This window comes from Arthrobacter sp. C2, assembly GCA_024207135.1.
Taxonomy (GTDB): domain Bacteria; phylum Actinomycetota; class Actinomycetes; order Actinomycetales; family Micrococcaceae; genus Paeniglutamicibacter.
Genome location: CP042428.1, coordinates 4,300,959 through 4,320,805, shown reverse-complemented (window position 1 = coordinate 4,320,805; position 19,847 = coordinate 4,300,959). Strand labels below are relative to the sequence as shown.

16 protein-coding genes and 3 tRNA genes are annotated in these 19,847 nt (G+C 66.0%); 2 read left to right on the top strand and 17 right to left on the bottom strand.

Annotation, left to right across the window (positions count from 1 at the left end):
* Nucleotides 1-128: 128 nt before the first annotated feature.
* Both tsf and rpsB read right to left on the bottom strand, forming a co-directional pair.
* Nucleotides 129-968 carry a translation elongation factor Ts gene (gene tsf / locus FPY90_RS19730; RefSeq protein ID WP_498682931.1) on the bottom strand — a complete coding sequence of 280 codons (840 nt, stop codon included), beginning with the start codon at nucleotides 966-968 and terminating at the stop codon, nucleotides 129-131.
* A gap of 137 nt (nucleotides 969-1,105) precedes the next feature.
* Entirely contained in the window at nucleotides 1,106-2,023 is a 918-nt protein-coding gene (gene rpsB, locus FPY90_RS19725; protein ID WP_071215616.1) for a 30S ribosomal protein S2, read from the bottom strand.
* Between the two features lie 436 nt (nucleotides 2,024-2,459).
* On the opposite strand from rpsB, the gene FPY90_RS19720 reads away from it, so the two are divergent.
* Nucleotides 2,460-2,981: a M23 family metallopeptidase gene (locus tag FPY90_RS19720; RefSeq protein ID WP_071215755.1), complete on the top strand. Its 522-nt coding sequence runs from the start codon at nucleotides 2,460-2,462 to the stop codon at nucleotides 2,979-2,981.
* Nucleotides 2,982-2,997: 16 nt separating this feature from the next.
* On the opposite strand, the gene FPY90_RS19715 is transcribed toward FPY90_RS19720, so the two are convergent.
* The 13 genes from FPY90_RS19715 to dusB all read right to left on the bottom strand — a co-directional run bounded on the left by FPY90_RS19715 (nucleotide 2,998) and on the right by dusB (nucleotide 16,704).
* Nucleotides 2,998-4,200, bottom strand: a complete 1,203-nt coding sequence (locus FPY90_RS19715) for a glycosyltransferase (protein ID WP_498682929.1) — start codon at nucleotides 4,198-4,200, stop codon at nucleotides 2,998-3,000.
* 287 nt (nucleotides 4,201-4,487) lie between these two features.
* Nucleotides 4,488-4,561: transfer RNA gene (locus tag FPY90_RS19710), tRNA-Ile, on the bottom strand.
* A 126-nt stretch (nucleotides 4,562-4,687) separates the two neighbouring features.
* Entirely contained in the window at nucleotides 4,688-5,875 is a 1,188-nt protein-coding gene (locus FPY90_RS19705; protein ID WP_071215614.1) for a glycosyltransferase, read from the bottom strand.
* A 92-nt stretch (nucleotides 5,876-5,967) separates the two neighbouring features.
* The gene (locus FPY90_RS19700) at nucleotides 5,968-6,879 is read right to left on the bottom strand and encodes a DMT family transporter (protein ID WP_071215613.1); all 912 of its coding nucleotides are present in this window, start codon (nucleotides 6,877-6,879) and stop codon (nucleotides 5,968-5,970) included.
* Nucleotides 6,867-7,487, bottom strand: coding sequence for a CDP-alcohol phosphatidyltransferase family protein (locus FPY90_RS19695; protein WP_071215612.1), 621 nt, complete (start codon nucleotides 7,485-7,487; stop codon nucleotides 6,867-6,869). The genes FPY90_RS19700 and FPY90_RS19695 overlap by 13 nt, the downstream gene beginning before the upstream one ends.
* A 124-nt stretch (nucleotides 7,488-7,611) precedes the next feature.
* Nucleotides 7,612-8,424: a phage holin family protein gene (locus tag FPY90_RS19690; RefSeq protein WP_498682926.1), complete on the bottom strand. Its 813-nt coding sequence runs from the start codon at nucleotides 8,422-8,424 to the stop codon at nucleotides 7,612-7,614.
* Nucleotides 8,425-8,649: 225 nt separating this feature from the next.
* Nucleotides 8,650-8,722 (bottom strand) — tRNA-Asn (locus FPY90_RS19685).
* Nucleotides 8,723-8,819: 97 nt separating this feature from the next.
* On the bottom strand, nucleotides 8,820-10,502 hold the full coding sequence (locus FPY90_RS19680; protein WP_498682924.1) for an ABC-F family ATP-binding cassette domain-containing protein: 1,683 nt from the start codon (nucleotides 10,500-10,502) through the stop codon (nucleotides 8,820-8,822).
* A gap of 89 nt (nucleotides 10,503-10,591) precedes the next feature.
* On the bottom strand, nucleotides 10,592-12,016 hold the full coding sequence (locus FPY90_RS19675; RefSeq protein ID WP_071215609.1) for a lipase maturation factor family protein: 1,425 nt from the start codon (nucleotides 12,014-12,016) through the stop codon (nucleotides 10,592-10,594).
* A 105-nt stretch (nucleotides 12,017-12,121) separates the two neighbouring features.
* Nucleotides 12,122-12,197, bottom strand: a tRNA-Asn gene (locus FPY90_RS19670).
* A 66-nt stretch (nucleotides 12,198-12,263) separates the two neighbouring features.
* Nucleotides 12,264-14,141 (bottom strand): DNA primase, encoded by a 1,878-nt coding sequence (gene dnaG, locus FPY90_RS19665; RefSeq protein WP_071215608.1) that lies wholly within the window; start codon nucleotides 14,139-14,141, stop codon nucleotides 12,264-12,266.
* 74 nt (nucleotides 14,142-14,215) lie between these two features.
* The gene (locus FPY90_RS19660) at nucleotides 14,216-15,499 is read right to left on the bottom strand and encodes a deoxyguanosinetriphosphate triphosphohydrolase (protein ID WP_498682922.1); all 1,284 of its coding nucleotides are present in this window, start codon (nucleotides 15,497-15,499) and stop codon (nucleotides 14,216-14,218) included.
* Nucleotides 15,500-15,507: 8 nt separating this feature from the next.
* Complete coding sequence (gene dusB, locus FPY90_RS19655) at nucleotides 15,508-16,704, bottom strand: tRNA dihydrouridine synthase DusB (protein WP_175475495.1); 1,197 nt, start codon at nucleotides 16,702-16,704, stop codon at nucleotides 15,508-15,510.
* A gap of 130 nt (nucleotides 16,705-16,834) precedes the next feature.
* Between dusB and FPY90_RS19650 the strand changes: the two genes are divergently transcribed.
* Complete coding sequence (locus FPY90_RS19650) at nucleotides 16,835-17,854, top strand: LLM class flavin-dependent oxidoreductase (protein WP_498682919.1); 1,020 nt, start codon at nucleotides 16,835-16,837, stop codon at nucleotides 17,852-17,854.
* Nucleotides 17,855-17,924: 70 nt separating this feature from the next.
* Here the strand turns inward: FPY90_RS19650 and FPY90_RS19645 are convergent, their stop codons facing one another.
* A complete protein-coding gene (locus tag FPY90_RS19645; protein ID WP_498682917.1) occupies nucleotides 17,925-19,139 on the bottom strand; it encodes a hypothetical protein in 1,215 nt (404 codons plus the stop codon).
* A gap of 159 nt (nucleotides 19,140-19,298) precedes the next feature.
* Nucleotides 19,299-19,733 (bottom strand): GntR family transcriptional regulator, encoded by a 435-nt coding sequence (locus FPY90_RS19640; RefSeq protein ID WP_498682916.1) that lies wholly within the window; start codon nucleotides 19,731-19,733, stop codon nucleotides 19,299-19,301.
* Between the last annotated feature and the right edge of the window lie 114 nt (nucleotides 19,734-19,847).

Genomic DNA, 19,847 nt, shown 5'->3' with positions numbered 1-19,847 from the left:
CGGGGCCTGGGTGCTGGCAGGAAAAAGGGGCGGCCACCGTGAAGTGGCCACCCCCTTTACCTTGGTGTGAAGCAATCGGTCATCGGGGCCTATGGCCCGGGAACCAATTTACCTGCTGTTGGAGCTACTTATGCACCAACGCGGAAGCGTGCGAAAGCAGTGGCGTTGACGCCGGCTTCTTCCAGCACCTTGCCCACGGTCTTCTTGGCATCCTTGGCGAATGCCTGGTCGACCAGCACCTGCTCCTTGAAGAAGCCGGTCAGGCGTCCTTCAACGATCTTGGTCAGTGCGGCTTCGGGCTTGCCCTCGGCCACGGCGGTCTCCATGGCGATGCGACGCTCGGACTCGACGACCTCCGGGTCGATCTCTTCGCGGGACAGCACGGTCGGTGCCATGGCGGCGGTGTGCACTGCCACGTCGTGTGCAACGGTGAAGGCACCGTCGCCGGCGCCATCGACGGCCACGAGGACGCCAACCTGGGCCGGGAGGTCCTTGGAGGTCTTGTGCAGGTATGCATCAACAGTTGCACCCTCGACACGGGACAGGCGGCGGACGATGACCTTCTCGCCCAGCACTGCGCCCTCTTCGGTGACGATGTCGCCAAGAGCCTTGCCGTTGACGTCGACGGCCAACAGGGTTTCCAGGTCGGCTGCGCCGGAGGAGACTGCAACGTCCAGGACCTGGGCGGCCAGGGCGATGAACTTGTCGTTCTTGGCGACGAAGTCGGTCTCGCAGGAAAGCTCGATCATGACGCCGACGGTGCCGTCGATGACCTTGGCGGCAACGAGGCCTTCCGAGGTCGAACGGCCTTCGCGCTTGGTGGCGCCCTTGAGGCCCTTGATGCGGATGAGCTCCATGGCCTTCTCGGCGTCGCCGTTGGCCTCGTCGAGGGCCTTCTTGACGTCCATCATGCCAGCGCCGGTGCGCTCGCGCAGTGCCTTAATGTCAGCAGCGGTGTAGTTTGCCACGTGCAACCCCATTCATAAGTGGTTTTGAGCTTTTTCGCCGAAGGACGGGCCGAATGTGGCCCGTCCCGCGGTTTGTCCCCGATGCCGGCGTTCCCCCGTGCGGGGAAACACCGGCATCCGGAATCTTGGTTTTGTGACTACTCGGCCGAAGCGGCCGGTGCCTCGTCTGCAGCCGGGGCTGCTTCTGCGGCAGGTGCCTCTTCGGCTGCCGGGGCAGCTTCTGCGACGGGTGCTTCTTCGGCTGCCGGAGCAGCTTCAACAGCAGCCTCGGCGGCCGGTGCCTCGGCCTTGGAGGCCTCGAGCAGTTCGCGCTCCCACTCGGCCAGCGGCTCGGCCGGGGCTTCGGTGTTGCCTGCAGCCTTGTTGTTGCGGGCGATCAGGCCAGCGGCAACGGCGTCTGCAACAACGCGGGTGAGCAGGTTGACGGAGCGGATGGCGTCGTCGTTGCCCGGGATCGGGTACTGGACTTCGTCCGGGTCGCAGTTGGTGTCGAGGATGGCAACAACCGGGATGCCCAGCTTGTGTGCCTCGTCGATGGCCAAGTGCTCCTTCTTGGTGTCAACAACCCAGATGACCGAAGGGGTCTTGGTCAGGTTGCGGATGCCGCCAAGGTTGGTTTGCAGCTTGGTGAGCTCGCGCTTGAGCAGCAACAGCTCCTTCTTGGTGTGGCCCGAACCGGCAACATCCTCGAAGTTGATCTCTTCCAGTTCCTTCATGCGCGAGATGCGCTTGGAAACGGTCTGGAAGTTGGTGAGCATGCCACCGAGCCAGCGCTGGTTGACGTACGGCTGGCCAACGCGGGTTGCCTGCTCGGAAATTGCTTCCTGAGCCTGCTTCTTGGTGCCGACGAACAGCACGGTGCCGCCGTGGGCAACGGTCTGCTTGACGAACTCGTAGGCGCGGTCGATGTACGACAGCGACTGCTGCAAGTCAATGATGTAGATGCCGTTGCGCTCCGTGAAGATGAATCGCTTCATCTTCGGGTTCCAACGACGGGTCTGGTGTCCAAAGTGAACGCCGCTGTCGAGCAGCTGGCGCATGGTTACGACTGGCATGTCGCAACTCCTTCCGGCAGTAGCTGGCCGGCCCATTGCTGGACCGCGGTAACTGCCATTGTTATCGGTTGATGGTGCGCATCCGGAATTGGAGGCAACCCCTGGCATGAAAGCAACGGAAGAACCGTCATGCCAAGCCTCAACCGAAGTGAATCGGACCGTGGGCCTAGCCATCGCACGCTGCCATCCGCCACAAAAGTGTTGGAATTTGGCTGCATGGATCATTCATGCGCGAAGTCGGTTTCATGTGTTCCGCTTTTCGCGCAGGCGAGAAGAAGGCACAGAGAACCGCGTGTTCCAGTGTACTACAGGCCAAGGACCGCGAAATTGACCCATCCGCACAGAAGCGCGGGACGTGCATCACATCCCAGCAGTCGCTCCACAGCCCGGCGGCGACCCGCTGCGGGGCGCCGGGTTCGGGCCCATGCTCGTGGACATGAAAACCGTTTCCGCCTTCGCCGGCCTCGTGGTGGGCGCGGCCGTGCTGCTGGCCCCGGCCGGGGCCTCCCCGCTGTCCCCCGTCCGCGCAAACCCGGCCCCGGCAGCGGCCGGTTCCTGGAACTGGCCGCTGCCGCCGGTGCCCGAGGTGCTCAGGGCCTTCGACCCGCCGGCCAAGCGCTGGCTCAGCGGACACCGCGGGGTCGACCTCGCCGGGTCCCCCGGGGACACCGTCAGTGCCCCGGCCGCGGGAATCGTTTCCTTCACGGGGCGCATCGTGGACCGGCCGGTCATCGTCATCGACCACGGCGCGGGCCTGCTCACCAGCCTCGAACCGGTGCGCAGCACCCTGGTGGTCGGTGCGATCGTCGGGACCGGCGACGAGATCGGGATGATCGCCACCGGTGCCCACTGCGATGCCCGCTGCCTGCACTGGGGCCTGCGGCTGGACGGGGAGTACATCGACCCGCTGCTCACGATCCGTGACACCCGTCCCTCGATCCTGCTGCCGCTGGGGTAGGCGCTTCGCGGACTGGCTAGGCTCCCGGGCGCGACTCGGCGGCAAAGCCCGCGATGGCCTCTTCGTAGACCGTGGCCATGAGCCGGGTTTGCCGGCTTTGCAGGAAGGACTCCGGGTCGAAGGATCCGGTCTGCGGTCCGCTGCCGTCGCGCACCTGGGAAACGCAGTGGTCCAGGGCCTTGGCCAGTGCCTCGATCGAGTCGTCTTCCGTGAGCCAGTAGACGCCCGGGGGCAGGTCCTCGGCGATGGCCCGGTCGCTGAGCAGCGACGGGGTTCCCAGCGCGGCTGCCTCGTAGACCGTCATGCCCTGGGTCTCGAATCCCTGGGAGGTCTGCACCAAGGCATCGGCCCGGCGCAGTTCGGCGAGCATTTGCCGGTAAGGGACCTTTCCGCGGATCAGCACGGTTGGCTTGTCCAAGGCGGTGGCCTTGGCTTCGGCCTTGGCGCGGTCCGCGCCGTCCCCGAAGACGTGGACCTCGGCATCCAGGTTGGCCAGGGCCACCGCGTCCAAGAAGGGAAGCAGGCGTTTTTCGGCGCTGAACCGGCCCACCCACACCAGGCGCGGGCGCGGATTGCGGGCCGCCGGGGGCTGGGCCAGGAGCTCGGCGGCGATCCCATCGTCCATGCCGTTCGGCACCACGTCCACGGCGCCAAAGACGCCCTCCTGTTCCAGCAGCCGGGCGAAGTGGCTCGAGGGAGCTGTCACCCGCCGCGCGTGGTCGGTGAAACGTGCCAGATAGGTCCACGCCGTGGCCGCCACGCCCCGGCCGGTGTGCAGGAAGGCCTTCTGGGCCAGGCCGAATCCGCGTTGGACGAGTCCCGGGAACGGCATGGTGGCCGCGATCCCGACGTCGAGGCGGTTGTGCATGGTGTGGACCACCGGCAGGTTCTGTTCCTTGGCGAAGCGGTAGCCGATGATGGCCTGCCAGAAATCGGCCTGGATGTGCACCACGTCCACCGGGCCGCGGCCGGCGATCGCCCGTGCCAGGGCCTTGTCGCTGCGTTTCCCGGGGATGCACAGCGAGTATTCCCCCGGACCCAACGGAATCGAGGGCAGTTCGATGACTGCCGGGTCGGATGCGTGCTTGCCGCGGTACCGCGGGGAGACGATGGTGACCCGGTGTCCGGCCAGTTCAAGGAAGCGTCGCTGCAGCCGCACGGAGGTTTGCATGCCCCCGAGCGTGTCGGGGTGTTGGTCGACGAAGATGACGCAATGCATGGACCGGTTTCGTCCTTTCGGCGGTGATGCTTGGAGTTAACGTGTTGCGGGCGCTGCTTGGGCGAAGTCGCTGCCTCGGGATCGATTCCCCCAGGCCTTTCGAGCCTAACGGAGTCGGCGGCCACCGCCGCGGAGGGTTGCAGGATGCGCCTCGTTCCGTTTGGTTTCCCGTTGTGGTTGGTTTCTGCGGGAAATCCCACCAAAACTCCCGCCAAATAACGCAGAAAGCACGAAAAACGGCCTAGCCAGAATCCCTGTCTGCAGGGTCCGACTAGGCCGTCCAGGTGTAGGGCGGGTGGGGCTTGAACCCACGACAAAAGGATTATGAGTCCTCTGCTCTGACCAACTGAGCTACCGCCCCAATACCGGGTGGACCAGCAAACAATCCGCCAAGAACGGCGATCACTGAAACATCCCCAGCCATCCTAATGGATTACGTCGCGGGTTTTCATCTTCAACATCCAAAAACCGTTGGCCATCGCGAAGATCAGGGCAGGAAGTCCTCGGCGCTCGCGCCCCGATAGATCGCCTCGAAGGTGTCCATTGTCTTGCTGTGGCTGTGCAGGGCGGCCTTGGCATGGCCCGCCTTGCCCATCACGGCCAGGTCCTCGGGGGCCATGGCCAGGATCGAGTCCAGCTTGTCGGCCAAGTCTGCGCGGTCCCCCGGTTCGAACAGGTAGCCGTTGACGCCGTCATCGACCAGGTGGGGCAATGCCATGGCGTTGGCCAACACCACGGGCTTGGAAGCGGAGAGCGCCTCCAACGTCACCAGCGATTGCAGTTCCGCGGTGCCCGGCTGGCAGAACACGTCGCAGCGCAGGTAGGCGCTGCGCAGTTCCTCGTCATCGACGTGCCCCAGGAAGTGCACGCGGTTGGCCACGCCTTTTTCGCGTGCCAGCTTTTCCAGCGGGCCCCGCTGCTCGCCGCCGCCAATGACCTCCAAATGCGCGTCCGGGACGTGCTTCATCAGGGTCAGGGCGTCAATGAGTTCGTTGACGTTCTTCTCCACCGCCAGCCGGCCCACGAACAGGATCGTGGGATACGGGTTGCGGTCGATCGCTTCGGCGGATCCGAGCTCGTAATTGCTGGATTCGATGCCGTTGGACAGCGGGAGCACCTTGCCCAGTCGCGCGTACTGGGTCATGGCCCGGGCGGCCAGTGGGGTCGGGGTGGTGACGACATGCGCCTTGCCCATGATCTTGCCCATGTCGCGCCAGGAATTGCGTGCGACGATCCGCTTGAACCACTTGGGGAACGGCAGGAACGGGTCCAGGTTTTCCGGCATGAAGTGGTTGGTGGCGACCATCCGTATGCCCCGCTTGCCCGCGTAGGCCAAGGCTCCCTGGCCGATCATGTAGTGGCATTGGGCGTGGACGACGTCCGGCTTGATCTCGTTGATCAGCGCCTTGATCTCGGGGTTGACCTCCCAGGGGAAGCAAATGCGGAAGTACTCGTGCGTTGGCACACCATGCGAGCGCAGCCGGTGGACGGTCGCCTCGGGCAGGACCTCGGTGACCGTGGGCCCCTTGTCCGGTCGGGTGGCCATGACGTGCACTTCGTGCCCGCGCTCGGTCATCGCCGTGGCCAGGCGATAGCAAAAGACCGCGGCGCCGTTCACATCCGGATGGTAGGTATCGGCCGCAATCAGGATCTTCAATGGTTTCTCGCCCGTCACGGGGTGTGTTCACTCCTTGACATGACCACTACTTGAGGCCACGGTTGTCGTTTCATTGTCTTGGTTGGGCTGTCGCAGGAAATCGATGCCGGCTATTTGCCGTCGGTGATCCTGGTTCGTCGCTTGGCTTCTGCCTTGCGTTCGAGCACGTCCGGATGGTGCCGGGACAAGGCGATCACCCCCACGATAGCAATGCATCCGGCGCCGACCATGCTCAACGCCACGGCGGGTTGGACATTGGGATCGAGTTCACCAAAGATCGCAATCCCGATGGAGATGCCCACGATCGGATCGATCACGGTCAAACCGGCAATCACCAGGTCGGGCGGTCCCTTGGAATACGCGTTCTGCACGAAATAGGAGCCCAGCAGTCCCGCGACGATCACGGCCAGGATCGAGTACCAGGAAACATTCGCGATGAAGCGGCCGTTGGGATCGAGCAGAGCCACCGAAATGGTCCTGACCAATACCGCCACGAATCCAAAGAGGACCCCGGCCCCGAGGATGTAGAAGAACGCGCTGAGCCTGTGCGGGAACAGCACCACGGCACCGCCGAAGACCGCTACGGCAATGGCCAGGATCATGATCGTCAGCAGCTCCTGGCCGCTGGTGATCTCGTGTTCCTTGGCGCTGACCTCGATGGCCAGGAACACAAATGCCGCGCTGCCCACCATGCAGGCGGTGATCGCCAGGATCGTGGGCCGGTTCATCTTGATGTGGTGTTCCCTGGCGTTGACCACCGTGGTGATCACCAGCGCAATGGCGCCAATGGGTTGGACCACGGTCAAGGGTGCGCTTGCCAGGGCATACACGTTCAGGCTCATGCCCATCCCCAGCAGGATCAACCCGAACACCCAGCGGGGCGTCCGGAAAAGTCGCAGCAGCCCCAAACCCGTGACATTCAACCCGCCGGCGCTCGCACGCACCGCGCTGGATTGCCGTTGGGTGCCGAAGGCCAAAAAGAACGCCCCGGCGATCGCGGCGGTGACCGCTAGCCAGACCATTCAGTTCCCGACTTCAGTGCCTTGGCCTTGCGGTGGGCCAGTATGAAGTAGTGGACCGCCGCGATGACATGCAGGACGCAGGCCAGTGCCAGGCTCCACGTTGCTATGTCCCCCAGGATGGTTCCCTTGCCCCAGTCGGTGTTTCCCATGAGCAGCAACGGGGTCCCGACCAACAACAATGCGGTACGGATCTTTCCAAGGTTGCTCACCGGGAGGTTGGGGCTGCCGCGGAAGAGCACCCACGTGTTGACGATCAGGACGATATCGGGAATCACGATCGAGAACACCAGCCAGGCCGGGGCGATGCCGGTGGCGACGAAGGTCGTGGCGATGACGATCAGGGCAAGCCTGTCGGCGACCGGATCCAGCCACTTGCCAACCGTTGAGATCTGGTCCAGGCGGCGGGCCGCATAGCCGTCGATCCAGTCCGAGGAACCCAGGATCACCAGGGTGAGCGTCGCCCAGCCGTAGTGCATGTCCAGGGTCTGCCAGACGAACAGCGGAACCAGCAGGAACCTGAGAACGGTGATCAGGTTCGGGACCGTCCAGAAGGTGGTGAGCAAGCGGTATTCGAAATTGTCGCGTGTCCCCGCTCCAATGATGCGCATGCTCGCCTCCTTCGTGGGTCTGCGTGATCCTTGGACAGATTTTCCGGTTGTGGGGGGTGCCTCGGCCCTCCGGCTCTTATCCACCGGGGTGGGGGTGAAGCGGAAGCGGTGGGCGGGGAGTTGGCTACTTGCGCAGCAGCTTGCGCAGGAAGACGGCGAACATCGCCATCGAGCCGGCCATGATGGCCAACGGACGCCAGCGTTCGCGCAGGGCTTCCTTGGCGTTCTCGCCTTCGAGGCCACTGAGCGAAGCGAGCTTTTCAGTGGCCCGCTCCATGCCTTCGGTGACCTTCTCCGAAGCGGTGTCCGCGAGGTGGCGGGCTTGGCCGGCGGCCTTGCTCACGGCATCTCCGGCAGCTTGTCCGGCGTCGGAGATCTTCTCGCCCAGGTGCAGGGGCACTTCCAGTTTCTGCCCCAGCCCGTCGCGGTGCAAGGCAATTTCCTCGCGGCGCTCACGCGTGCGGATGACCAGTTCGTTGTGTGTCGGCTTCGGGGCCTTGGGTTCCTTCTCCCCGGCCTGCTCCGCATCCTGCTCGTCCTTCTTCTTCGAAGGCCGTGGCTCGTCAAGCGTGGAGACGTCGAAGGCGCTGCCTTCCTTCACCACGCCGATGTCGTGCCGGAATCCGCGGATTGCCTCCTCGGGCAGCAAGGGCATGGCCTTCTTGACCCTCAGGAACGCGAACAAGCCAAGGATGACGGCCAGGACCAGGAATCCCGCGGCCACCAGCAGCGCGGCAAGCCACGGTGCGATGACGGTGCCGATGCCCATGACCAGAGCGACGACCAGTGCGATCACCATGAGGCCGAGCAGGGCGAGGGCCAGGATTCCGGCGCCTGCGGCAACGCCGACGTTGATGCCCTTTGACTTCAGGACGTTGGCGGCGATGCGGGCTTCGTCGGCCAGTTGGTTCGGGATCAGGCGGCCCAGACCGCTCACTTGTCCCTTTAAAGTTGTTGGCGCTGACTGGTACTGGCTTCCAGTCGATTCCGATCCAGACATGCTGTCTCCATTTCATGCGGCCCCGGCCCGGTCCGCTCAACCCAAAACTACCACTCGGACGTGCTTAAACGACTCAACCCGAAGGGGTACTCCCACGGTATGAGATTGCCCGGACACAAGAAATCCCCGCTCTCCCAAGGAGAGCGGGGATTCCATTTTGCGCTCCCCCGAATGGACTTGAACCAGTAACCTTCCGATTAACAGTCGGACGCTCTGCCAATTGAGCTACGGGGGAATGAAGCGAGTTATACGTTACCAGAGCCCCAAATGGAACCCAAATCCGGGTCCGGATTTTCCGGCCGTGTCCTTGGCCACAGCCGGAAAAGCGCCGCCTACCGGTCCCGCTGCACCCGGGTTTCGTCCCAAACGGGCTCCGTGGATTCGTAGACCTTCCCGTTGGAACCGAACACCAGGAATCGGTCGAACGACCTGGCGAACCACCGGTCGTGGGTCACCGCCAGCACGGTTCCCTCGAACGATTCGATGGCCCGTTCCAGCGCCTCCCCGGAGTGCAGGTCGAGGTTGTCGGTCGGTTCATCGAGCAGCAGCAGCGTCGCGCCGGAAAGCTGCAGCAGCAGGATCTGGAAACGCGCCTGCTGGCCGCCGGAGAGCGAATCGTACTTCTGCTCGGCCTGGCCGGCCAGGCCGTAGCCATCCAGCGCGCCCGAGGCCGCCTCCCGGGCCATGCCCGAGCGGTGTTCGTCGCCGCGGTGCAGGATCTCCAGCAGGGACCGGCCCATGAGGTCCGGGCGGCTGTGGGTCTGGGCGAAGAACCCGGGGCGGATCCGTGCGCCGAGCTTCACGGTTCCGTTGTGCGGGACCTCGGCGATCTCGAAGTCGGCCACCGGCAGGTGCTCGCGTTCGGGATCCGTGCCACCGGAAGCCAACAGGCGCAGGAAGTGGGACTTTCCCGAACCGTTCGAGCCCAGGATCGCCACGCGGTCCCCGAACCAGATCTCGTTGCTGAAGGGCTTCATCAGCCCGGTGAGCTCCAATTTTTCGGCGACGATGGCCCGCTTGGCGGTGCGCCCGCCCTTGAGCCTCATGTTGACGTTCTGTTCCAGCGGGATGGCCTGGGGCGGGCCGGCCTCGAGGAACTTGGCCAGGCGCGTTTGGGCCGCGTGGTAGCGGTTGGCCATGTCGGAGCGGAACGCCGCCTTGTTCTTGTACATGTTCACCAGCTCCTTGAGCTTGGCATGTTCCTCGTCCCAGCGCTTGCGCAGCTCCTCGAAGCGTTCGTTGCGTTCCCGGCGCGCGTCGACGTAGGAGCCGAAGGCGCCGCCGTGGATCCACGCGGTGGCGCCCGAGAGGCCCGGTTCCAGGGTGACGATGCGGTTGGCGGCGTTGTTGAGCAGTTCGCGGTCGTGGCTGATGAACAGCACGGTCTTGGGCGACTCGTTCAGCGTTGCCTCGAGCCACCGCTTGCCCGGGACATCGAGGTAGTTGTCCGGCTCGTCGAGCAGCAACAGCTCGTCGGGGCCCTCGAAGAGCGCCTCGAGCACGAGGCGCTTTTGCTCGCCGCCCGAGAGCGTGGAGGCCAGGCGGTGGGATGCGCGGTCGAAGGGCACCCCGAGGGCGGCCATGCAGACCTTGTCCCACGCGGTTTCCAGCTCGTAGCCGCCGGCGTCTCCCCAGTCGATGATGGCCTGCGCGTAGCGCATCTGCACCTTCTCGTCGTTGGATTCCATCATCAGCAGCTCGGTCTCGTCGATGGCCTTGGCGGCCGCCGCAAGGTCCGCCGAGGCGGTGGAGACCAGCAGGTCGCGCACCGTGGACTCGTCGCGGACCTGGCCCACGAACTGGCGCATGATGCCCATGCCTCCGGAGCGGGAGACCACACCCTCGTCGGATTTCAGGTCGCCGGCGATGATCTTGAACAGCGTCGTCTTCCCGGCGCCGTTGGGGCCGATCAATGCGGTCTTGCTGCCGCTTGTCACCTTGAAGGTGACGCCGCCGAGCAACTGGGTGCCGTCGGAGAGGAAGTAATGGATGTCGGATACGTCGATATGAGCCACCGTCCCATCCTACTGACACCCGGCCCGGCGGACCTGCAGCCTTCCCACGGCCATCCCCGGCCGGTGCGCGCCAGCTGGCGGAGGTCCGTTCATTGCCGCTCGATGGGACCGATCACCAACCGGCGCCGGTCGCGCACCCACAGGTCGCCGGTGCTCCGGTGCTGGGCCGCGGTGGCAAAACGGTAGCGGTAGGTCAGCACGCGGATGAAGCGCGGTTTCCTTCCGGCGAACGGGTCGTGCCGCAGCAGCGCCAGGGTCCGGGCATCGGCCTCCAGCAGCCGGGCCAGCAGCGTGTAGAACCAGCGCTGGTGGATCGAGCCCAGCGGCAGGAACCACATCATCCAATCCAGGCGCAGGTGGTAGGGCGCGAACTGGCGCGGCCGCCTGGCCGGATCCCCGGGCTTGCCCTTGAACCCGTATTCCAGCCAGTTCGCCGCGGCGGCCGCTTCGTCCTCGGTGCCTTCGATGACGATCTCGATCCGTTCCCGGGTGACCGTACCGAAGGCACCGTAGGCGTTGCCCAGCTGCCACTTGTTGAACGCGGCATTCATGAGCTGGGCCGGGGTGGCGAGGTTGCGCAGTGCCGGGATGGAGAGCACCACCAGCAACAGCGTGCCGGCCAGCACCAGCACGGTCCACCAGATCGGGGCCTCGGCGGGCACCCCGCTTTCCGGCGGCAGCCACGGAAGGATCCCCCGCAGCACCGGATCGCTGATCCGGCAGGTGGCCAGCACGATGGTGAGCCAGTTCAGCCAGGCGAAGTTGCCTGTGATCACCAGCCACAGCTGCGTGGCGATGACGACCCCGGCCGCGGCGGAGGCAACCGGCTGGGGCGCAAAGAGCAGGAACGGGACCAGCAGCTGGGCTCCGTGGTTGCCCGCAGCCTCGATGCGGTGCCACCATTTCGGGGCCAGGTGAGCGAGCCTGCTGAGCGGGCCGGGCATCGGCTGGGTCTGGTGGTGGTAGTACATGGCCGTGAGGTTTCGCCAGGCCGGGTCCCGGCGCCACTTGATCATTCCGGCACCGAATTCCAGCCGGAACACCAGCCAGGCGACCAGCAGCAGGATGGTCAGCGGTGGCGGGACCTGCCGGGAACCGAGCAGGCCCACGGTGAACCCGGCCTCGAGCAGCAGCATTTCCCAGCCGAATCCGTAGAAGACCTGCCCCACGTTCACGATCGACATGTACAGGCCCCACAGGGCCAGGAAGGCGGCCAGCGGCAGCCACGGGGGCCCGGCCTGGGGAAGACCTGCAACCAGCACCGCGGAGATTCCGATCCCGGCGGCGCACACCGCCACCAGTTTCCGGTCCGAGTAACCGATCCGGCTGAACAACGAAGGCCGTCGGGCACCGGGCCCGGCAAGCAGCCTTGGCACCGGAAGCAACCCGTGCTCGCCGGCCAGTGCCGGGAACTGGTTCAGCGTGGAAACGAAGGCAACGAGGTAGATCAGCGCGACCCCGCGTTGCAGGATTTCGCGGGCCATGCCGTAGTCGTACGCCGCCAGCCACTCCATGGCACCAGCGTAGATTCACGCGGCGGTCCCGGCCATGCCTGAAACGGGCAAAAACCGGTGTTAAACCAGGAAATCCCGGACCAATTGGACCGGGATTTCCTTCTCTGGCTCCCCCGAATGGACTTGAACCAGTAACCTTCCGATTAACAGTCGGATGCTCTGCCAATTGAGCTACGGAGGAATGCAACGAGGAATACTCTACACAAGGTTTCGGGAAAACAAAAATCGCTCCCGGCCCCGTTGGCGACTACTCCTGGCGCAGTGCCCGGCGACGCAATTCCAGCTCCAAAAGCTCGCGGTTGATGCGCTGGAACCCCTCGGGATCGCCTTCCGGATCCATGCGCTGGAGCTCCCCCATCTTCTCCGCCTTCAGGTGCGTGATCTGCAGTTCGAAGAGGCGGTTGATGATGTCGTTGCAATAGCGCAGCAGGGCATCGGTGGTGCTCGCCGGCAACGGGGTGACGGCCAGCTCGGAGACGAACGAGCGCAGCGGTTCGGGAACTTCCTGGCGGATCGCCTCGACCCACTGCGAGGGGGTGGCACCGGAGAGCCCGGCGGCACGCACGGCGTCGTGGACCGCGGCATGGGCCGGGGCCATGAACCGGGCGTCGTAGAACGCCTGCCACTGCTCGGCGGTCAGTTGCGCCGGCTGCTGCAGCACCACTTCCAGGGCCTCGCGTTCCATCCGGGACACGGGGTCGCGCGGGTCCGGGCGGGAGTAGACCGGTGCGGCGGGTTGCTCCTGCGCCGCGTGGCCCGCGTTTCCGTGGAGGGGCTCGGCGCTCTTGGGCATCCGGTTGCGGCGCACCGAGGCGCCCACGGCGCGGTTCACGTCCTCCATGTCCATGCCGAGCCAGCCGGCCAGTTCGCGGGCGTAGGCCGGACGGATGGCCGAGTCGCGGATGCCGGCGACGATCGGCGCGCTGACGCGCAGCGCCTGCACCCGCCCCTCGACGGTGTTGAGGTTGTAGTTCTTCAGGCCCGCCTTGATGGCGAACTCAAACAGCGGCCGCTTGGAGTCGATGAGTTCGCGCACGGCCTCCGGGCCGCGGGTCTGGCGCAGGTCGCACGGGTCCGCCCCGGTGGGTTCGACCGCGACGTAGGTCTGCGCGATGAACTTCTGGTCTTCCTCGAAGGCGCGCAGCGCGGCCTTCTGGCCGGCGGCGTCGCCGTCGAAGGTGAAGACCACCTCGCCGCCGGATCCGTCGTCGCGCAGCAGTCGGCGGGCGATCTTGATGTGGTCGGTGCCGAAGGCGGTGCCGCAGGTGGCCACGGCGGTGCCGATGCCCGAGAGGTGGCAGGCCATCACGTCGGTGTAGCCCTCGACCACGACCAGTTGGCGGGTCTTGGTGATCTCGCGCTTGGCCAGGTCGACCCCGTAGAGGACCTGGGACTTCTTGTAGAGCTGGGTCTCGGGGGTGTTCAGGTACTTGGGGCCCTGGTCGTCCTCGTAGAGCTTGCGCGCCCCGAAGCCGATGGTGGCCCCGGTGAGGTCGCGGATGGGCCAGATGAGCCGGCCGCGGAACCTGTCGTAGATCCCGCGGTTGCCCTCGGAGAAGATTCCGGTCAGCTTGAGTTCCTCGTCCTGGAAGCCGCGGCCGCGCAGGTGCTTGAGCAATGCGTCCCAGCCCTGCGGTGCGTAGCCGACGCCGAAGTGCGCGGCGGCCTCGGCATCGAAGTCGCGCTCGGAGAGGAATTTTTGGCCGGCCGCTGCACCGGGGGTGGTCAGTTGTTCGCGGAAGAACTCCTCGGAGATCTTGTGGGCGTCCAGCAGGCGCTGGCGGCGGCCGGTCTCCTCGCGGCGCGGCCCGGTGCCACCGTCCTCGTAGTGCAGCTCGATGCCGACGCGGGCGGCCAGCTGCTCGACGGTCTCGGAGAAGGTGCCGTGGTTGATCTTCTGCAGGAAGGCGATCACGTCGCCCGATTCCCCGCAGCCGAAGCAGTGGAAGGAACCGACCTGCGGGCGCACGTGGAAGGACGGGGAGCGTTCGTCGTGGAAGGGGCACAGGCCCTTCCACGAACCGACACCGGCGGATTTCAGCGTCACATATCCGTCGATGACTTCCTTGATGTCCGTGCGGTTGCGGACTTCGTCGATATCTTCACGCTTAATCAGGCCTGCCATGCCCTCCAGTCTAGTGACCATTCACCGGTGGCAGGTTCCGCCGGGCCACGGGCTGTGGATCGGGCGGGCCGGGCCTAGAAGAGCCGCTCGGAAAAGCTCTTGCCCAGCACCAGGGTGGCGTGCCATTCGATGGCCGAGGCGTCGGTGAGCGAGGCCACCTGGTCGATGACGGTGCGCAACCGGTCGGCGTCGTCCGCGGCGTCGCGCCAGTCGGCGGCGAACAGCGGTTCCAGGTACCTGTCCCCGGTCTCGTTGAGCAGTGTCACCAGTTCCATGAGGGTTTCGCGCTGCCGGGCGTAGATGGGCTTGCGCTCGTCGCTGGTCATCACGTACGCGGTGGCCAGGCCCTTCATGGCGGCGATCTCGTGCTCGGTGGATTCGGGGACGATCAGGGCCGCGTTGAAGCGGGTCAGTTCCCCGTGGCCGAACTGCTCGCGGGTCGCATCGATCGCGGACTGGCAGAAGCGGCCGATGAACTGGCTGGTCATGTCCTTCAGCGCGGCCATGGAGCGGCGTGAGCCGTCGGTGTGCGGAACCCATTCCGCGGTGGCCTCCAGGCGCTTGAACGCCGCGTCGATCACGGCGTCCTCGACGTGCGGCAGGTACCACTGGCGGGTGAAGGTGATGACGCGGGCGCGCTGGTCAGGATCCTTGATCCAGCGCAGCTGGAAGCGCCCGGCGTTGATGGCGTCCTCGACGTCGTGCACCGAGTAGGAGATGTCGTCGGCCAGGTCCATGACCTGGGCCTCGATGCAGGTCTGCCGGGCCTCGGCGCCCGAGCCGGAGCGCAGCCAGTCGAAGATCGGGGCGTCGTCGGCGTAGACGCCGAACTTGGAGGTCTTCTTCCCGTTCCTTTCCGGGGCGTCGGCGCGCAGCCAGGGGTACTTGCATGCGGCATCCAGCGAGGCGCGGGTGAGGTTCAGCCCGGCCGAGGCGCCGTTGTGCCGGAAGGTCTTGGTCTCGATGCGGGTCAGCAGGCGCAGGGTCTGGGCGTTGCCCTCGAACCCGCCGATGTCGCGGGCCAACTCGTTCAGGGCGGTCTCGCCGTTGTGCCCGAAGGGCGGGTGGCCCAGGTCGTGGGACAGGCAGGCGGTGTCCACCACGTCCGGGTCGCAGCCCAGGGTGGCACCCAGCTCGCGGCCCACCTGGGCGACCTCCAGGGAGTGGGTCAGCCGGGTGCGCACGAAGTCGTCCGAGGACGGCGCGACGACCTGGGTCTTGGCGCCCAGGCGGCGCAGCGCCGAGGAGTGCAGCACCCGGGCGCGGTCACGTTCGAACGCGGTGCGGTAGGCCTTCTTGGGCGGTTCGGGGGCCCAGCGTTCGGCATCCGCTTCGGTGTATCCGGGAATCTGCAACATGGAGCTCCTTAGCCGCCGGAAATGTCTAGTTCGGCCGCGGCGATCATGGCCTTGTGGTTCTCGTTCATCTCACGGGTCGAAAGCCAGCCGTCGGGCAGGTGCGTCTTTTTCGGGGAGCCGGCGCGGCCGCGCTGGCCCTCGGCATCCTTGCCCGGGTAGGGCATGTCCAGGTCGAGCTGGGCCAGCAGTTCGCGCAAGACCTCCAGGGTGGGGACCTGGGCCAGGGCGGAGCGGATGTCCCCGCCGACCGGGTAGCCCTTGAAGTACCAGGCCATGTGCTTGCGGATATCGCGCAGGCCCTTGAATTCGTCCTCGAAGTACTCGGTGAGCAGTTCCGCGTGGCGGTAGACGGTCTCGGCGACCTTGGCCAGACCGGGCGTGTAGCGCTTGTCGGTCCCCTCGAAGGCTGCCTGCAGGTCCCCGAAAAGCCAGGGGCGGCCCATGCAGCCGCGGCCCACGACGATGCCGTCGACACCGGTCTGCTGGACCATGGCCACGGCGTCCTCGGCGCTCCAGATGTCCCCGTTGCCCAGCACCGGCATGTCCGGCAGGGCCTCGCGCAGGCGTGCGATCGAGTCCCAGTCGGCCTTGCCGGAGTAGTACTGGCTGGCGGTGCGCCCGTGCAGGGCGACGGCCGCGACGCCGTGGTCGCGGGCGATCTTGCCCGATTCGATGTAGGTGAGGTGGTCCTCGTTGATGCCCTTGCGCATCTTGATGGTCAGGGGCACCTCCCCGCGGGCGGCCTCGGTGGTGGCGGCCTCGATGATGGCGGTGAACAGGTCGGTCTTCCATGGAAGCGCCGCTCCCCCGCCCTTGCGGGTGACCTTGGGGACCGGGCAGCCGAAGTTCAGGTCGATGTGGTCGGCGCGGTCTTCCTCGACGATCAGGCGCACGGCGGCGCCGACGGTCTTGGGGTCCACGCCGTAGAGCTGGACCGAGCGCAGTTCCTCGTCCGGATCGTGGGAGATGATGCGCATCGACTCGGTGTTGCGTTCCACCAATGCCCGGGAGGTGACCATCTCGGTGACGTACACCCCGCCGCCGTATTCGCGGCAGAGCCGGCGGAAGGCCTTGTTGGTGATGCCTGCCATGGGGGCAAGGATCACCGGGGTGTCAATGGTGTGCTTGCCCAGTTTCAGCGGGGGCAGCTCAAGCTTCGCCGGGGTGGGCGCGGCGTTTTCGGTTACATCGGCAATTGCAGTCACTAACCCATTCTCTCAAATAGATGCAAATCCGTGTCACCGCGGGGCAGACTTGTGGATCACATCGGGAATATTCACGAGCGTCCCGCCGCTGTAGCCGAAGTAGATACGTTTGCATGAAAAAGGGTGAAGCGTGAAAAAGATCGGTTTCTTGACCTTCGGCCACTCGGGCGGCTCCAGCAATTCGCCGGTGCCCACCGGCGCCGACGCTGTGCGCCAAATGGTGGACCTGGCCGTGGCGGCCGAGGAATCCGGGTTCGACGGAGTCTGGATGCGGGTGCACCACTTTGGCAATTCGCTCTCCACGCCATTCCCCCTGTTGGCCGCCATGGCGGCGAAAACCACGACGCTCGAGGTCGGCACCGGGGTGATCGACATGAGGTACGAAAATCCCCTATACATGGCAGAGCAGGCCGGTGCCGTGGATGCGATCAGCAACGGCCGGCTGCCGCTGGGCGTCAGCCGCGGCTCGCCCGAGCCGGCCCGCGACGGACAGCACCAGTTCGGCTACCACCTGGAACCGGGCAACAGCTGGGCCAACGAGACCCGCGAACGCACCGCCCTGTTCCGCAAGGCGATCTCCGGGGCAGGCATCGCCCACCCGGAACCCGGCGGACACCACCACCACGAGCAGGACGAACTGCTGCCGATCAACCCCATCTCCCCCGGCCTGGAAAACAGGATCTGGTGGGGAGCGGCGACCATCGGCTCGGGGCTGTGGACCGGAGGGGTGGGCATGAACCTGCTCTCCTCCACCTTGCTGCTGGAGGACGACGGGCGGCCCTTCCATGTGCTGCAGGCCGACCAGCTGCGCCGGTACAAGGCTGCATACGCCGCCAGCGGGCACACCACCGGCGGGATGACCGCGGTGACCCGCAGCGCGTTCCCGATCACCACCGACAAGGACGATATCTACTTCGGGCGCCGCGAACGCGGGGACTCGGTGGGGATCCTGGACGGCTCGGTGGCCCGCTCGGGCCCCACCTACTCGGGCTCCCCCGAGGAGGTCGCGGCCCAGTTCATGGCCGACGAGGCGATCGGCGAGGCCGACTACGTGCTCTTCGCCCTGCCGAACCAGCTGGGCGTGGACTACAACGCGCACGTGATGACGGAGATCGCGAACATCGCCCGCGAAATCGGCTGGAAGAACTAGCCATCCCTTATGCCGTTGGCATCCAGCCCTCCCGTTCCGGGGCTGGCGGCCAGCGGGTTCCTACTGCCGGCTACGGCGTTGGGGATGCCGAACCCTGTGGTTCCTCGTCCAGGGCCACCGCAACCGCCAGCGAACGTGCCGCCACCAGTTCAACCACGGCAGCGAAGGCCAGTACCAGCATCAGGATCGCCAGCACCCAGTACAGCAAGCCAGCAACGGCAAGATAAACACCGCTGAGCATGCTGTCGTGATAGAAGAACTCAGCTTGCCCTTCAACCTGACGCACATCCCCCGCCAAGGTCAGCATGGCGCCACCGGCATGGAGCCCCATCGAGCCCAGCGCGGTCAGCAATCCCGCTCCTGCAACACCGGCAACAAACTTGGCCTTCAGGGTGCGTGCCAGGTCATCTACCCCCAGAAGGCCCGGATCCACCGGACGCGGGGCCTGGGCCAGCGACCGCAGCAAGGCACCGGCAATAAGCAGCAGCACCAGCGCCGCCACGATGACCGGAACACCGTAGAACCACCCGGGGAACAGTGCCGATTCGGTCCCCGGGGTCAACGGCAGCCCGTATCCTCCGCTCGGTGAGGGCGCTGAGCTGTTGCGCGGAACAACCAGCTGGGTAAACCTGCCCCAGCCGTCCGGGCTGGAGGCAAGCCCGGTGACCAGGAGCAATCCGAACAGCATCAGGGCTGCGATCCCGGGGATGGCCAGTGCCCAGCGAGGACCAAAGCTCACGATGCCCCGTGGGCGTAGCTGTGCCGAAAGAACCACGGGCTCCGGGGCCGCGGATGCACGGTGCCGGGCCAACATCAGGGCCAGCAGGGCCAGGACGACCAGTGCCGCGACCAGGGGTGCGATCCAGCCAAGCAGTATTGGCCACGCCTCATTGATTTCCGGCGGGCCTGCGGGCGCCTCAACCAAGGCATCCATGCAGCGCTGAACGTCGGTCTCCGTGGCGCCGGGGCTTGCTTCCGGCAGCCTCTGGCAGGCCATGAAACCCTGGAAATTCTCGTCGCTCACCGCAGAGTACGGCTCTAGAACCGCGTCAATCCGGGCCCTCAACCAGAGACCGGCGACCACGCGCGTCGCCACGTAAACCGCGACGCCCGCGCCCAGCGCCCAACCGGCAGCGGTGCCCCATCCGGCCAGCAGCGTGGCGGCGGATCTCCGGGTTGGCGAATCCAGCCGCCCGGTTTCCGCCTTGAGTTTGCCACGGGTGCGCGGCACCGAGCGGGCGACCACCCACACCAGGGCCACCACGAGGATTGTCGCTGCAATCAATATCAGGATCGTACTTGTCGGAATATCCATCGTTCATCCCACCTTGAGCCGGGAGACCCCTGCCGGGGTCCGTCATCCGCAGCCCCTCGACGTGCCCTCGAGGTCCCCGGCACCTGGCGTGCGGACGCCGGCAGGTGGTGGCGGGGACGAAGTGATTTCTCAGCTTGCCGTGCGGTCCCACCCCACCGCGAGCAACGCCTGTGCCTGTTCAAGGTTCAGGCCCGCGGCGCGTGCCGCCCTGGCGAAGACCAGGGCTTCGGCGCGTGCCGGTGCGGCCAGGCCCTGGCCCGGGTTGACCCGGGTTCCTGCGGCGCGGCCGGTGCGGACCAGCCCGGCTGCTTCCAGTTCCCTGTAGGCCTTGGCCACGGTGCCTGCGGCCAGACGCAGGTCCCCGGCGAGCTGGCGCACGGTGGGCAGCTTGGCATTGGCTGCCAGCACACCGCCCTGGATCAGTGCAGCGAGCTGGCTGCGGACCTGTTCGGCGGGACCCGACGGATGCGCCGGGTCCACGGTGACCGCACCGGCGCCCAATGCTTCCGGTGTCGGCGGCGCGGGTGGGCGGGGAGATCCGTCGGACGCGATTGATGCGTTCATGATTCCCCCTCCCCAACTTGTACCAGTGCAACAATACAAGCACCGCCAGCACCTTGTGTCAATAGAGTGATACAAGATGGTGTGCCATCGTTATCCACCCGAAAACGCCAACGG

Excerpts from the sequence above, each read along its gene's own strand:
- FPY90_RS19660 (WP_498682922.1), bottom strand. The coding sequence starts at position 15,499 with ATGTTGCAGATTCCCGGATACACCGAAGCGGATGCCGAACGCTGGGCC.
- FPY90_RS19720 (WP_071215755.1), top strand. The coding sequence starts at position 2,460 with ATGAAAACCGTTTCCGCCTTCGCCGGCCTCGTGGTGGGCGCGGCCGTG.
- FPY90_RS19700 (WP_071215613.1), bottom strand. The coding sequence starts at position 6,879 with ATGGTCTGGCTAGCGGTCACCGCCGCGATCGCCGGGGCGTTCTTTTTG.
- FPY90_RS19695 (WP_071215612.1), bottom strand. The coding sequence starts at position 7,487 with ATGCGCATCATTGGAGCGGGGACACGCGACAATTTCGAATACCGCTTG.
- FPY90_RS19640 (WP_498682916.1), bottom strand. The coding sequence starts at position 19,733 with ATGAACGCATCAATCGCGTCCGACGGATCTCCCCGCCCACCCGCGCCG.
- dnaG (WP_071215608.1), bottom strand. The coding sequence starts at position 14,141 with ATGGCAGGCCTGATTAAGCGTGAAGATATCGACGAAGTCCGCAACCGC.
- rpsB (WP_071215616.1), bottom strand. The coding sequence starts at position 2,023 with ATGCCAGTCGTAACCATGCGCCAGCTGCTCGACAGCGGCGTTCACTTT.
- FPY90_RS19675 (WP_071215609.1), bottom strand. The coding sequence starts at position 12,016 with ATGGAGTGGCTGGCGGCGTACGACTACGGCATGGCCCGCGAAATCCTG.
- FPY90_RS19715 (WP_498682929.1), bottom strand. The coding sequence starts at position 4,200 with ATGCATTGCGTCATCTTCGTCGACCAACACCCCGACACGCTCGGGGGC.